Origin of the sequence: Streptomyces javensis, assembly GCF_039525925.1 — a bacterium.
In the GTDB taxonomy this organism is placed as follows: Bacteria; Actinomycetota; Actinomycetes; order Streptomycetales; family Streptomycetaceae; genus Streptomyces; species Streptomyces asiaticus.
The window spans coordinates 1-14315 of the sequence record NZ_BAAAIF010000096.1; the positions used below are offsets into that span (position 1 = coordinate 1).

Below are 14315 nucleotides of genomic sequence, written 5' to 3' on the forward strand. Positions count from 1 at the left end.
CCCTCCGCGTCCGGCATGTCGTCGTCGACGTTCCGGCGGCGGCCCGGCAGCGCGAGCACCAGCAGGACGACCGCGAGCAGCCCCTGCGCCCACACCCATGCGGTGTGTGTGATGGGCGTGTCGTAGGTGAGGTCCAACCGGCCGCCGCTCGCCGGGAGTTCGAAGCCCTGCGCCCAGCCGTCGACCGTCGTCGGCTTCAGCGGCTTGCCGTCGAGCGTGGCCTGCCAGTCGGGCGCGGACCGGTCGGCGATCCGCAGCACCCGCCCGGCCGTGCCGTCCGGGACCGTGGTGTGCGCCTCGACGGGGCCGGAGGCCACATGCACCGGCTTGGCCGCCGCCCCACCCGCCGGGCGGCCCGAGGACTCGGCCGGGACGATGGAGACCCGCGAGACCCGCTGGTCGACCCGCCACAGCACGCCGCCGTGCTCCCGGCTGAGCTGGGTGAGGCCCGGGGTCGCGTTCAGCACCCGCTCCATCTCGGGCGGCGCGCCCTTCTGGACGTACACATAGCGCACCGCGTAACCGCCGAGCTGACGGGTCTGGTCGGCGCCGGAGCCCGCGATCAGATTGGCCACGACGCCGTCGAGCCGGGTGTCGGAGCCGCCCGCGGCCGCGAGTTCGCCGTCGCCGAGCCGGGCGCCGGAGCCGCGCACCAGGGCGTAGTCGGCGTGGGCGGCGCCGCTGTCGCCGCCGAGCACCAGGGTGCGGGCCTGGTCCTCGGTGGCGCTCTCGGCCGCCACGAACGCCGGGACCTGCGAGGGGTCGCGCCGACCCACCGGGCCGTCCGCGCCGCCCGTCATCCAGGTGACGGCGGCGTACAGCGGCGCGGCGACGGTGGCGACCGCGATCAGCAGCGCCACCGGCTGGCGCCAGCCGAAGCTCTGCGCCGCCACCCGCTCCCGCGCGTCCTCGGCGCCGACCACGGCGGCGGTCAGCAGCGCCAGGCCGTAGACGAGGGTCGCGGGCCCGGCCCAGCCGGAGCCGTTCGTGAGCGCCGCGAAGAGGAAGCCGGTGAGCGCCACGGCCCACGCGGTGCGCACCACGGTCTGCCGCTCACCGCGCATCAGGGCGGCGAGCGCGGCCAAGACGAACCCGAGGAGCAGCAGCGTGCCGCCGCCGTTGGGGCCGCCGGGGCTGAGCGCGAGCAGGTCCAGGGCGGACGCGGAGCCGGCGCCGCGGTCCAGCCCGGCCTCCTCGAGGAAGCGGGCCGGGTCGGTGACGAGATCCAGCGACCAGGGGGCGAGCACGACGAGCGGGGTGACGACGAGGCTCAGGAACCGCAGCCCGTACCCCATGAGCTGCTCGGTGCCGCGCTGCCGGTGGCGCAGCACCAGCACACCGGCGCCCAGGAGGAGCGCCATCGGCCAGACGACCGGGGTGAACGCCATGGTGAACGTCAGCAGCAGCGCGTACGCCCACGTCGCCCGCCAGCTCGGCAGCCGCGTCCCGTTGCCGGTGAAACCGGTCGCGGCGGCCGCCGCCCGGGCCATCAGCGGCAGCAGTACGGCGAGCACGGCGGTGCCGAGCCGCCCGCCCGCGAGCGCCCCGGTCGCGGCCGGGAGGAAGGCGTACGCGACGCTTCCCCAGGCGCGCAGCAGCCGGGACTCGACCAGCGGCCGGGAGGCGAAGTACGCGATGAACCCGGCCAGCGGCACCGAACACACCAGCAACAGGGTCAGCGTGAAGCCCGTGGAGCCCAGGAAGACCGTGGCCAGCGAGGCGAGGGCGGCCAGATACGGCGGCGCGGACTGCGTGCCGCCGGTGCCGACCGGATGCCAGCCGTCCACGTAGCTCGACCACAGCGCGGAGACATGGGCGGGCGCGGGCAGCAGGGCCCCGCCCGCGAGCGCGCCGGCGCCGAGCAGATCCCGGCAGGCGACCAGCGAGACCACCAGCAGCACGAGGAAGAGCATCGGGCCGGGCTTGCGCGCGATCCGCTTGAGCCGGGCGAACTGCTCGATCTCCAGGAAGTCGGCGTCGTCGCCGCCGGGCCCGGACTCGACCGCGCCGTGCCGCCCTCCTGAGGACAGCTCGGGCTCCGAACGGCCGCCGATATTGCTGGCGACTTGCTCCACCGTCGCCCTTACGGTCGCGCCGGGCGGCGGGAAGAGCGGCCGCAGCTCGCTCGGCTCCGTCGCGGGGCGGCCTCTGCGCTTACGGGCGGCGAGGATCCGCCCCGGCCGCAGCAGGACACCGAAGAGACCGGCGACCTCGTCCAGGGCCTGCCCCGGCACCTTGCCCACGAGATAGGCCAGGGTGCGCAGCAGCGTGCCGAACAGCAGCCGCAGCATCACATAGGGCAGCAGCGCGCCCCGGGTGTTGACCAGCAGGGTGTAGACGGCGCCCGCCTTGTCCACGCGATGGGGATTCGCGACAGAGCGCCCCACGCAGTCGATGGGCCGCCGCTCGCGCGCGGACGCCTCCGCGTGCCGCAGTACGGCGTCCGGGGCCACCAGCACCTGGTGCCCGGCCGCCTGGGCGCGCCAGCACAGGTCGACGTCGTCGCGCATCAGGGGCAGCCGGGAGTCGAAACCGCCCAGCTCCTCCCACACATCGCGGCGCACCAGCATGCCCGCGCTGGACACCGACAGCACCGGGCGCACCTGGTCGTGCTGGCCCTGGTCCTGCTCGCGCCGCTCCAGGCCGGTCCAGCGGCGGCCGCTGCGGGCGATGCTGACGCCGACTTCGAGCAGCTGCCGCCGGTCGTACCAGCCGCGCAGCTTGGGTCCGACGATCGCGGGCTCGCGGTTGGCGGTGAACTCGGCGTCGACCACCCGCAGCAGCTCGGCCAGGGCGTCGGGCTCGGGGGCGCAGTCGTCGTGCAGCAGCCACAGCCACTGGACGGGTTCGCCGTGCGGCAGCTCCGGCATGTCGTACGCGTCGTCGCGCCAGGCGCGGTTGACGGGGTCCCAGCCGCTGGGCCGCTTGAGGTAGGTGAGCTCCTCGGGGCCGAGCACCGGGGCCGTACGGACCGCTTCGGCGACGGCCGTGCCGAAGCCGCTGCGGCGCGCCATGTGCAGCACCCGCTCCTCGCCGAGGGTCTCGGTGAGGAGCCGGGCGGAGTCGTCGGCGCTGCCGGTGTCGGCCGCGATGACGCTCTGGACCGGGCGCTCCTGGCCGAGCAGACCGGACAGCGCGTCGGGCAGCCAGCGGGCGCCGTCGTGGGCGACCAGGACGGCGGTGACGACATGACGCGGATAGGCCGGTGTCTGAACCGGTTCGTGAACGGGCGCAAACGCGGCGGTGGCGGCCGGGTATTGGGCCGCCGGGTGGCTGTGCACGGACATCGAGGTACGGGCCCCGGTTCGCTGGACTGCGGTGGACGCGCGCGCCCTATGGGGGCGTTGGAGCGTCTCGGACGGGGCCCCACACTAACGGCTGCGTATGCGACCGGTCCGCCTCCCGTCGCCATGGGCTCGGGGGCGGACCGGTCGCGGTGGCTCACTCCGCCGTGAACTGTGCGGATATGTCAGCGCGGGTCATGCGGTTCTGCCAGGTCCGGCGGATCCGGCGGACCTGACGACGGGCCCGGCGGATCCGGCGGATCCGGCGGTCCGTTCTGGCGGATCTGTCCGATACCGGACGCCGTGGGTCAGACGGCGGATCCCGGACGCCGTGGGTCAGACGGCGGATCCCGGATGCCGTGGGTCAGACGGCGGCCTTCTTCAGGCGGCGGCGCTCGCGCTCGGACAGACCACCCCAGATGCCGAAGCGCTCGTCGTTGGCGAGGGCGTACTCGAGGCACTCGGAACGGACCTCGCAGGCGAGGCAGACCTTCTTCGCCTCACGGGTGGATCCGCCCTTTTCCGGGAAGAACGACTCGGGATCGGTCTGGGCGCACAGCGCGCGCTCCTGCCAACCGAGCTCCTCGTCCGCCTCTTCGACCAGCAGTTGCTGGAACAACTCGGTCATGTGCGCCCCTCGTCTGTCTTTGCGTCCCCGTGCCTGATGCCGTTGGTGAAGCGGCAGAACGACACGAGTGAAATTACAAGTGTGCCGATCCGGGCCAGTCAAGCCGAGATCTGCTATTGGGCCTCTTATTCACTCTGCGGAACCAAGGCTGCGCGGAAAGTGTTCAAATCGGCCTAAACGCGACACCACCCCCATCCGTTGCCCGGGATCCCTCCTCTCACTCACTGAGGAGGACGCCATCGGCGCCGGTCCCGTTGCATCGCGTGGGAGATGGTGCGGAGGGGCGGGGCGGTACGGGAGTGATGCGCGTTGATGCGCCGTGTCACCAATACAACGCGCGCACAAACCTTTCTGCCTCCACAGCGACCGGATGAGGTGAACCTTGACCTGAAACGTGAGATGAAGTTGACAGCGGCGCGGCGATCCGGGTCTCCTAGGTCGCATGTCAGTGACCCACGCGCCCCTGCCGACCCGTGACCACGGGTTCCGCTGCGCTGTGCGGGCTCGCTGTCGCTGTTCGAGCTGTTGATGCCTTCCGAGCTCCGGCTTCCCCCGCGTTCCGCACGCGACGTCTCGCACTGAGACCGCACACCGCGTCCAGATCGCACCTCGCGCCCCTCCCGCCCCACCGCGTCCTTACGGCGCTCTCTCCGCGCCCTTCCCGCCGAGGAACCCCACCGCATGAACAGCGACGTCCAGATCGCCGGTGACCCGCTCGCCATCCCGCATCTGCTGCCGCCCGTACCCGCGCACCCCTCCACCGTCTCCGCCTTCGCCGGCCTGGCCCGCACCATCGCGGCCGACCGCGACGGCTGGGCGCCCCTCGTCCAGTACGACGCCACCAGCCGCTGGTACCACCGGCTGCGCACCGGCCCCGGCTATGAGGTGTGGCTGCTCAGCTGGGTGCCCGGACAGGGCAGCGGCGCCCATGACCACGGCCGCTCCTCCGGGGTGCTGACCGTGCTCCAGGGCGAGCTCACCGAGCGGGTGGGGACGCGCGGCGCGCGGCATGCGCTGCACGCCGGCGCACAGCGCGTCTTCGCACCCGGTTATGTGCACGACGTGGCCAACGACACCCTCGAACCGGCCGTCAGCCTGCACATCTACTTCCCCGGCCTGACCGAGATGCCGCTGCACCCCACCCAGAGCGCCGAGTTGCCCGCCGGGGCCGGGGCGGACGCGCTGGGCGTCCTCGGCGGCTGAGCCGCCCCGAACGCCCCCGATGTCCGGGGCTGCTGCAACACTGTCCTCCATGCGCATTGTGGTTCTGGCAGGCGGTATCGGCGGCGCCCGTTTCCTTCGCGGTCTGATGTCGGCGGCTCCGGACGCCGACATCACCGTCATCGGGAACACCGGCGACGACATCCACCTCTTCGGCCTCAAGGTCTGCCCCGACCTCGACACCGTGATGTACACCCTCGGCGGTGGCATCCACGAGGAGCAGGGCTGGGGCCGGGCCGACGAGACCTTCACCGTCAAGGAGGAGCTGGCGGCGTACGGGGTGGGGCCCGAGTGGTTCGGCCTCGGCGACCGCGACTTCGCCACGCACATAGTCCGTACGCAGATGATGGGCGCGGGCTATCCGCTGAGCGCCGTCACCGAGGCGCTGTGCGCCCGGTGGCAGCCGGGGGTGCGGCTGCTGCCCATGACGGACGACCGCGTCGAGACCCACGTCCTGATCGACACGGCGGACATCGACGGCTCCGCGGCGGGTGACGGTGAAGGCCGTAAGGCCATCCACTTCCAGGAGTACTGGGTGCGGCTGCGCGCCTCCGTGCCCGCTCACGCCGTGGTTCCCGTCGGCGCCGACCAGGCCAAACCGGCGCCCGGCGTCCTGGAGGCCATCGCCGACGCCGATGTCGTCCTCTTCCCGCCGTCCAACCCGGTGGTCAGCATCGGCACGATCCTCGCCGTGCCCGGCGTGCGCGAGGCCATCGCCGACGCCGGGGTCCCGGTCGTGGGCCTGTCCCCCATCGTGGGCGACGCGCCCGTGCGCGGCATGGCCGACAAGGTGCTCGCCGCCGTGGGCGTGGAGTCCACCGCCGCCGCCGTCGCCAAGCACTACGGCTCCGGGCTGCTGGACGGCTGGCTCGTCGACACCGTGGACGCGGGCGCGGTCGAGGAGGTCGAGGCCGCCGGGATCCGCTGCCGGGCGATCCCGCTGATGATGGCGGACCTCAAGGCCACGGCGACGATGGCGACCGAGGCGCTGGCGCTGGCGGAAGAGGTGCGGGCATGACGGAACATGCGTCGTACCAGGTGTGGGCCCTGCCCGGGATGCCCGAGGTGCGGCCCGGTGACGACCTCGCCAAGCTGATCGCCGACGCCGCGACCTCGGATGGTCTGCCGGGGCTCGCGCACGGGGATGTGCTGCTGGTCACCTCCAAGATCGTCAGCAAGGCGGAGGGGCGCGCCGTCGAGGCGGCCGACCGCGAGGCGGCCATAGACGCCGAGACGGTGCGGGTCGTGGCGCGGCGCGGCCGCACCCGGATCGTCGAGACCCACCACGGTCTGGTCATGGCCGCCGCCGGGGTCGATGCCTCCAACACCCCTTCCGGGACGATCCTGTTGCTCCCCGAGGACCCCGACGCCTCGGCGCGGGCGATCCGGGCCGGGCTGCGGGAGGTGCTCGGTGTGGAGGTCGGCGTCATCGTCACCGACACGTTCGGGCGGCCGTGGCGGAACGGGGTCACCGATGTCGCCATCGGGGCGGCCGGGGTGCGGGTGCTGGACGATCTGCGCGGCGGGGTCGACGCGTACGGGAACGCGCTGAGCGCGACCATTGTCGCCACCGCTGACGAGCTGGCCGCCGCGGGTGATCTGGTCAAGGGCAAGGCCGAGGGGCTGCCGGTGGCCGTGTTGCGGGGGCTTCCGCAGGTGGTGGCGTTCGAGGGGCTGGACGGGGTCGAGGGGCTGGAGGGGGCTCCGGTTGAGGGGTCTGCTCGGCGGGGGGCCGATGAGGACCGGGGCGCGCGGGCGTTGGTGCGCGGGGCCGCGGACGACATGTTCCGGCTGGGCACCTCCGAGGCCGTACGGGAGGCGGTGACGCTGCGCCGTACGGTGCGGGAGTTCACCGATGAGCCGGTGGACGGCGCGGCGGTGCGGCGCGCGGTCGCCGCCGCCGTCACCGCGCCGGCGCCGCACCACACGACGCCCTGGCGGTTCGTCCTGCTGGAGTCCGAGGAGTCGCGGACGCGGCTGCTGGACGCGATGCGGGATGCCTGGATCGCCGATCTGCGCGGGGACGGCTTCTCGGAGGAGAGCATCGCCAAGCGGGTGCGGCGCGGGGATGTGCTGCGCAAGGCGCCGTACCTGGTGGTTCCGTGCCTGGTCGCCGACGGCGCCCATACGTATCCCGATCCTCGGCGGAACACGGCGGAGCGCGAGATGTTCGTGGTCGCGGCCGGGGCCGGGGTGCAGAACCTGCTGGTCGCGCTGGCGGGTGAGGGGCTGGGCTCGGCGTGGGTGTCGTCCACGATGTTCTGCCGCCCGGTGGTGCGCGAGGTTCTGGGCCTGCCGGACGACTGGGACCCGATGGGCACGGTCGCGGTCGGCCAGGCGGCGGTGGCGCCGGGGGCGCGGCCGGAGCGGGGGGTCGAGGGGTTTGTGGTGGTGCGGTAGGTGTTTGCGGGGGGGTGCGGTGGGTGTTTGTGGGGGGGGTGGGTGCGGTGGGCGCGGTGGGTGTTTGCTTTAGGGGCCTTGGGGTCGGGTTGTGCGGGGTTGTGGTGCGGGGTTGGGGTTGTGCGGAGTGGTTGTGCGGTGGGGTCGTGTGCGCGGGGGTTGGGGGCTCGCGTTGTGCGGAGTGGGAGTGCGGGTGCGGGGGTGGTTGCTGGGGTGCGCCTTGGGGCTGCGCGGGGGTTGCTGGGCGTCGTCGGGCGCGATGCGCGGTCGGTGGTGTGGTGGGTGGCGAACCGGTGGGGCGGCGGTGGGTCGTAGGGTGGCCGCGTGTGTGTGAGACGTGTCTGGAGCCCCCCGGGCCCCTGTGACCTCGCGCGTAACCTCGGTGTGTTGCAGCGAGGGCCGGGGGATCCCGCGTTCCAGGTCGGCGCCGACGGCGCGTTCTGGCGGGCGAGCCGGACTCCGGCCGGGCCCGGGACCCTACGGATCGCGCGCACGGGCGCGGAGATCGAGGGGCGGGCCTGGGGGCCGGGGGCGGAGTGGCTGCTGGACGGTCTGCCCGCTCTGCTCGGGGCGGACGACGACCCGTCGGTGTTCGTGCCCCGCCATCGGCTGATCCACGAGACGCACCGGCGCCATCCCGGCCTCCGGCTCATCCGGACCGGGCTGGTCCTCGAGTCCCTGATCCCCTCGATCCTGGAGCAGAAGGTCACCGGCGTCGAGGCGTACCGGGCCTGGCGGCTGCTGCTCCAGCGCCATGGCGAGCCCGCGCCCGGGCCGGCCGAGGGGATGCGGATGCGGGTCATGCCCGATCCGCGGGGCTGGGCGTTGATTCCGTCGTGGGAGTGGCATCGGGCGGGCGTGGACGCGAAGCGCTCCTCGACGATTTTGCGGGCGGTGCGGGTTGCTCGGCGGCTGGAGGAGGCGGCTTCCATGGACCTTGCCGCTGCCTCGGCCCGGCTGCGGTTGATTCCGGGCATTGGGCCTTGGACGGCCGCGGAGACGTTGCAGCGCAGCAATGGAACGCCGGATGCGGTCACGGTTGGTGATCTGCATTTGCCGGGGGTTGTCGGGTATGCGCTTGCGGGGGTGCGGGGGGCGGATGATGAGGCGATGCTTGAGCTTTTGGCGCCTTATGCGGGGCAGCGGTATCGGGCGGCGCGGTTGATTTTGTTGTCCGGGCGGGTGCCGGCTCGGCGGGCGCCTCGTTTGGCGGTGCGGGACTTTCGGGGGATGTAGGGCGCTGGGGTTGGGTGCGGTTGCGGTTGCCGTTGCCGGGTGCGTTGCCGTTACCGGGTGCGAGGCGTGGGTGCGGTTGCCGTTGCCGGGCGCGTTGGCGTTACCGGGTACGGGGCTCGGGTGCGGTTGCCGTTGCCGGGTGCGGGTGTGAGTGCCTCCGGCGGTGGGCCCCCATCCCGCCCCTTCCCGAAACGGTGGGGCGCCGCCCCCTCGACCCCCGCCGGGGCTCCGCCCCGGACCCCGCTCCTCAAGCGCCGGAGGGGCTGGGATTCGCGGCTCTGCCTCCGGACATCGCTTGGCTCCGGCCCGGGCCCGGCGGGGCCTCTGGCGCCGGAGGGCCGGAGTTCCGCCGGGGAGGCCGGGGTCGTGCCGGGCAAGCCGAGTTCCGCCGGGGAGGTTGAGTTTCCGCCGTGGGCGGCTCAGGGGCCCGCCGGGGGCAGGGCCTTACTGGTCGGAGGAGAAGCGGACCGCGCCGGCCGGGATGTCGGCTCCGCACCACACCCGGACTCCGTCTCGTAGCTCGTTGTCGGGGCCGACCAGGGCGCCGTCGCCGACTACCGCGCCCTGGAGGACCGTGCGGGCCCCGATTCGGGCGCCGGCGCCGACTAGGGAGTCGCGGACCTGGGCGCCCTCCTCGACGATCGCGCCCTCCAGCACCGTGCTGCCGTCGATGCGCGCGCCCGCGCCCACCCGGGCCTGGCGGCCGATGACCGTGCCGCCGGTCAGTTTGGCGTCGAGCGCGACCGAGGCGCTGTCCAGGACGAGGCGGTCGCCGCAGCGGCCCGGCACGGCCGGGGAGGGGGCTCGGCCCAGCACCAGGTCCGCGGAGCCGCGGACGAATGCCTGGGGGGTGCCGAGGTCGAGCCAGTAGGTGGAGTCGACCATGCCCTGGAGGTGAACACCCTCCGCGAGCAGACCGGGGAAGGTCTCGCGTTCCACGGAGACGGGGCGGTCGGCGGGGATCGAGTCGATGACCGAGCGGTTGAAGACGTACGCGCCCGCGTTGATCTGGTCGGTGACGATCTCCTCGGGGGTCTGCGGCTTCTCCAGGAAGGCGGTGACCCTGCCCAGTTCGTCCGTCGGCACCAGGCCGTACGCGCGCGGGTCCGGGACCCGGGTGAGGTGCAGGGAGACGTCGGCGCCCGTCGTGCGGTGGTTGTCGACGAGGGCGCGGATGTCGAGGCCGGTGAGGATGTCGCCGTTGAAGATGAGCACCGGGTCGTCGGGGCCCGAGCGCAGCCGGGAGGCGACGTTGCGGATGGCGCCGCCGGTGCCGAGCGGCTCCTCCTCCGTGACGTACTCCAGGTGCAGGCCCAGCGAGGAGCCGTCACCGAAGTACGGCTCGAAGACCTCCGCCAGATAGGACGTGGCGAGCACGATGTGCTCGACCCCGGCGGCGCGGGCACGGGCGAGTTGGTGGGTCAGAAACGGGACGCCCGCCGCCGGGACCATCGGCTTGGGAGTGTGCACCGTCATCGGGCGCAACCGGGTTCCCTTGCCGCCGACCAGGAGGATCGCCTCTGGCGATGGCGTTGCTGGCGCATTGGTCACGTACGTCTCTGCTTCCTGCTGGGGCTCGCCGGTCGGCGGCCAGTGTATGCAGATCCCCGGACCGCGCCTGATCAGCGCCCCTGGAGGCGGGCGGCCGTCTTCCGTACCGAACCGAGCTTCTTGTAGAGACGCTTGCCGGGGCACTCGGTGGCGAAGCCGTCGCGGTGACCCGCGATCACATGGAGCTTTACGCTGGCGCCCTTTTTGTACTTGTTGCCGCCGCCCGACACCAGATGCGTCGTACCGCGCGGATTCCGCTTGAAGAGGCCCAGCTTCCACGCGGTGAGCTTGGCGACGGCCTTCACGGCCTTGGCCGAGGGCTTCTTGGAGGTGAAAGTGCCGAGGACGGCGATGCCCATGCTGTTGGTGTTGAAGCCCAGTGTGTGCGCCCCGCGTACGGCTTTGGTCACACCGCCGGAGCGGCCTTCGTAGATCTTTCCGCACTTGTCGATGGTGAAGTTGTAGCCGTAGTCACGCCATCCCAGGCTCTTCACGTGGTAGCGGTAGATACCGCGCAAAACGGAGGGCGCCTGTGAGCAGCTGTAGTTGTTGCCCGTCACGGTGTGGTGGATGAAGGCGACCTTCACGGTCTTGCTGTAGACGTGGCCCGTTTCACGGATCTTCTCGTCGGCGCCCCAGCCCGCGCGCGTGACGATGCTGGGCCGCGGCGCGCTGTAGCGGGCGGCGCCCGCGTTGGCCGCGTCGGTGTCGGCGTCGGTGTCGAGCGCGCTGGGCGGCGGGGTGGTGGTCACGGATGCGGAGGGCTTGGGGGGCAAGGACGGTTTGGTGGACGGCCCCGACGGCCCCGACGGCCCCGAGGCTCCCCAGGACGGCCTTCCCGGCGAACCCGTCACCGTCGGCTTCACACCCGGCGCCCCACCCCCCGCCGTCGGCACCGGATGTTCCGGATGCCCCGGACGCCCCGGAAGCGCGCGGAGCGCGGCCAGGTCCGGACTCGGCGGCGCCGGAGGCTCACCGGGGTCGATCAGCTCCAGCCGCAGCCCGGACGGCAGGGCCGCCGCCCCCACATGGGCCCTCGCCGACCCCGCCCGTTCCGGCCGCACCCGTTCCGAGCCCGCCCGTTCCGATCCCGCCCGTTCCGGCAGTACCCGCGCCTGGACCGCGTCCGAGGCGCCGACCCACAGCGGCGCGGTGCCACCGTGCGCCCGTGCGCCGCGGAGTTCGGGCGAGTCCGGGTCGGGGGCCTCGTCCCCGTGCGGCAGCAGTTCCCGCCATGGCGACCACGCGCCGCCGACCGCGCGGGTACGCACCTGCGCCCGGCCGTGGAGCTCCGCGGCGGGCCGGTCCCAGACGACGCCGACGAGCGAGAACGGCCGCACGCCCGACGCCGCGACGCCCCGCTCGACCGCGACGTCACCGCGCCCGACGTCACCGGGCCCGGTGTCACCGCGCCCGGCGGCCACGCCCCGGTCCGGCCCGCCGTCCACGAGCGAGTCCAGCGGGCGCAGCGGCAGCGACCGCGTAGAGCCGACGGCGACGGCGGCGGCGACGGTCCGCTCGGCCCGGGCATGGGCGGGGCCGGGGTGCAGGGCGAGGGGAAGGGCGAGGGCGGCGGTGCACGCGACGCCGATCGAGGATGCCAGGTATGCACGCATGATTGAAATCGTCTACATAAGGGGACAAACCTGTCCATTCGGAAGAGCGCGCACGTCGCGGACCGTCCGCTGACCCGGACCCCACCGACCCCATCCGCGCCGCATCTTCGGCGCGTAGGCTTGCGCGGGTGAACGCCACCGATCGCACCCCCGCCGACCTGCTGGGATCCGCGCTCGACGCGGATCCCTCCCGCCCGCTCGTGACCTTCTACGACGACGCCACGGGCGAACGCGTCGAACTCTCCGTGGCCACCTTCGCCAATTGGGTGGCGAAGACCGCCAATCTCCTCCAGGACGATCTCGCCGCCGCGCCCGGCGACAGATGCGCACTACTGCTCCCCGCCCACTGGCAGACCGCCGTGTGGCTGGTGGCCTGCTCCTCGGTCGGGGTCCTCGTGGACATCGGGGGCGACCCGGCCTCCGCCGACCTGGTCGTCAGCGGCCCGGACAGCCTCAAGGAGGCACGGGAGTGCTCCGGGGAGCGGGTGGCGCTGTCGCTTCAGCCGCTGGGCGGCCGCTTCCCCCAGCTGCCGGAGGGGTTCGCGGACTACGCCGTGGAGGTGCCCAGCCAGGGCGACCGCTTCGCCCCGTACTCCCCCGTGGACCCGGATACGCCCGCGCTGGCCGTCGGCGGTGTGGAGCTGACGAGCGCCCAGGTGGTGGAGCGGGCGGGCGCCGACGCCGGGGGGCGCGGGCTCGGGCCCGGTTCGCGGATCCTGTCGGGGCTTTCGTACGGCACCTGGGAGGGGCTGTCGTACGGGCTGTACGCGCCGCTGGTCAGTGGCGGTTCGGTGGTGCTCTGCCGCCATCTGGACCGGCTCGACGAGAAGGAGCTGGCCGGACGCAAGGAGAGCGAGCGCGTCACCGCCACCACGCCCTGAGAACCACGGCCTTCGGCCCTGAGAGCCCCGGCCCCCGTCCCACCCCAGCCCCGCCCCAGTCCCGCCCCTGACCCGTCCGGCGGACCGAGAGCCGAGTCCACGGGCCGCACCGCCCACCCCGCGCGATGATCTACGGATACGTACAACCATGTACGGGCTTCGCATGTCTGTTCCGTTAATCGGTATCCCGGCATGCGATGCCGCTCCGCCCCCGGGCGGAAGACGGGTGGGAGGACGCGGACGTGACGACCGACAGCCCTGAGCCTGCGCCGAGACGCAGGCGCCGCTGGCCGCGCGTCCTGGCCCTGGGCGTGGCCTTGCTGGTGCTGTCGGTCGCCGGGGTGGGGTGGTGGTTCTACGAGCGCCTCGACGGCAATATCCACACCGACACCCGGACCGCGAACGAGCTGAAGAAGTACGAGGCCGAGCGCCCGGTGTCGGTGGTGCGGGACGCGCAGAACATCCTGCTGATCGGCTCCGACAACCGGGGCGGCAAGGGCAACGGCAAATACGGCAGGGACACCGGCACCCAGCGCTCGGACACCACGATCCTGCTGCATCTCCAGGCCGGCGGGAAGAGCGCCACCGCCGTCTCCATCCCGCGCGATCTGATGGTCGACATCCCGGCCTGCGAGGGGTCGGACGGAAAGCGCACCCAGGCCCGGTTCGCCCAGTTCAACTGGGCGTTCGAATCCGGTGGCGCGGCCTGTTCGATCCGCACCGTCGAGAAGCTGACCGGGATCCGCGTCGACCACCACATGATCGTGGACTTCAGCGGCTTCAAGCGGCTGGTGAACGCGGTCGGCGGGGTGGAGGTGTGCCTGAAGGAGCCCGTGGACGACGCCGAGGCGCATCTGAAGCTGCCCGCGGGCCGTCAGGTGCTCCACGGCGAGCAGGCCCTGGGCTATGTGCGCGCCCGGTACAGCATCGGCGACGGCAGCGACACGGAGCGCATCGGCCGGCAACAGGAGTTCATGAGCTCGCTTGTGAAGAAAGTGCAGAGCAATGGTGTGCTGCTCAATCCCGCGAAGCTGTATCCGGTGCTCAACGCCGCGACGTCCTCGCTGACCACCGATCCGGGCCTGGATTCGCTCAAAGATCTGTACGCCCTGGTGCGCGGGGTGCGGGACATCCCCCGGGACAAGATCCGCTTCCTCACGATTCCGCGGCAGCCCTACACGTACAACAAGAACCGCGATGAGCTCGTCCAACCCGATGCCGACCGGCTGTTCCGGCAGTTGCGGCTGGACCGGCCGGTGCCGGTGTCCCACACCGTCACCGCTTCGACGGGCGGTGGACCCAAGGCCGCCGATCTCAGCGGGTACCAGGGGACGACCGCGGCGCGCGGCATCTGCGAGTAAAAGAACCATAAGGGCGGCCCATGATTCGTGAAGGATCAGATAAGGATTGGGCAGATTGCCCAGTTGTAGGGAAGTGGAATTTGTCACCGGCGTCGCTTGACGCTGATCTGGACGGATAGTGTGAGCGATCCGGTGCG

The 14315-nt window shown here is 72.6% G+C and carries 10 protein-coding genes; 6 read left to right on the plus strand and 4 right to left on the minus strand.

Annotated features, from left to right (window positions below; all coding sequences use genetic code 11):
- Positions 1-3287, minus strand: a 3287-nt coding sequence (locus ABD329_RS43700) for a glycosyltransferase family 2 protein (RefSeq protein ID WP_344317907.1), incomplete at its 3' end; no start/stop codon positions are given.
- 361 nt (positions 3288-3648) lie between these two features.
- Positions 3649-3912, minus strand: coding sequence for a WhiB family transcriptional regulator (locus ABD329_RS43705; protein ID WP_004952403.1), 264 nt, complete (start codon positions 3910-3912; stop codon positions 3649-3651).
- A gap of 681 nt (positions 3913-4593) precedes the next feature.
- Here ABD329_RS43705 and ABD329_RS43710 point away from each other — a divergent pair.
- The 4 genes from ABD329_RS43710 to ABD329_RS43725 all read left to right on the plus strand — a co-directional run bounded on the left by ABD329_RS43710 (position 4594) and on the right by ABD329_RS43725 (position 8769).
- Complete coding sequence (locus ABD329_RS43710; protein WP_198279924.1) at positions 4594-5115, plus strand: cysteine dioxygenase; 522 nt, start codon at positions 4594-4596, stop codon at positions 5113-5115.
- Between the two features lie 49 nt (positions 5116-5164).
- Positions 5165-6151, plus strand: a complete 987-nt coding sequence (cofD, locus tag ABD329_RS43715; RefSeq protein ID WP_198279923.1) for a 2-phospho-L-lactate transferase — start codon at positions 5165-5167, stop codon at positions 6149-6151.
- Positions 6148-7533 (plus strand): coenzyme F420-0:L-glutamate ligase, encoded by a 1386-nt coding sequence (locus tag ABD329_RS43720; protein WP_344317910.1) that lies wholly within the window; start codon positions 6148-6150, stop codon positions 7531-7533. Before cofD ends, ABD329_RS43720 begins: the two co-directional genes overlap by 4 nt.
- A gap of 324 nt (positions 7534-7857) precedes the next feature.
- A complete protein-coding gene (locus ABD329_RS43725; protein ID WP_344317911.1) occupies positions 7858-8769 on the plus strand; it encodes a DNA-3-methyladenine glycosylase family protein in 912 nt (303 codons plus the stop codon).
- A 444-nt stretch (positions 8770-9213) separates the two neighbouring features.
- On the opposite strand, the gene manB is transcribed toward ABD329_RS43725, so the two are convergent.
- Both manB and ABD329_RS43735 read right to left on the minus strand, forming a co-directional pair.
- On the minus strand, positions 9214-10320 hold the full coding sequence (gene manB, locus ABD329_RS43730) for a mannose-1-phosphate guanylyltransferase (RefSeq protein WP_198282207.1): 1107 nt from the start codon (positions 10318-10320) through the stop codon (positions 9214-9216).
- A gap of 71 nt (positions 10321-10391) precedes the next feature.
- Positions 10392-11936, minus strand: a complete 1545-nt coding sequence (locus tag ABD329_RS43735) for an N-acetylmuramoyl-L-alanine amidase (protein WP_344317912.1) — start codon at positions 11934-11936, stop codon at positions 10392-10394.
- A 128-nt stretch (positions 11937-12064) separates the two neighbouring features.
- On the opposite strand from ABD329_RS43735, the gene ABD329_RS43740 reads away from it, so the two are divergent.
- On the plus strand, positions 12065-12817 hold the full coding sequence (locus tag ABD329_RS43740) for a TIGR03089 family protein (RefSeq protein ID WP_198282489.1): 753 nt from the start codon (positions 12065-12067) through the stop codon (positions 12815-12817).
- Positions 12818-13059: 242 nt separating this feature from the next.
- Positions 13060-14178 (plus strand): LCP family protein, encoded by a 1119-nt coding sequence (locus ABD329_RS43745; RefSeq protein WP_198281019.1) that lies wholly within the window; start codon positions 13060-13062, stop codon positions 14176-14178.
- Positions 14179-14315 lie beyond the last annotated feature (137 nt).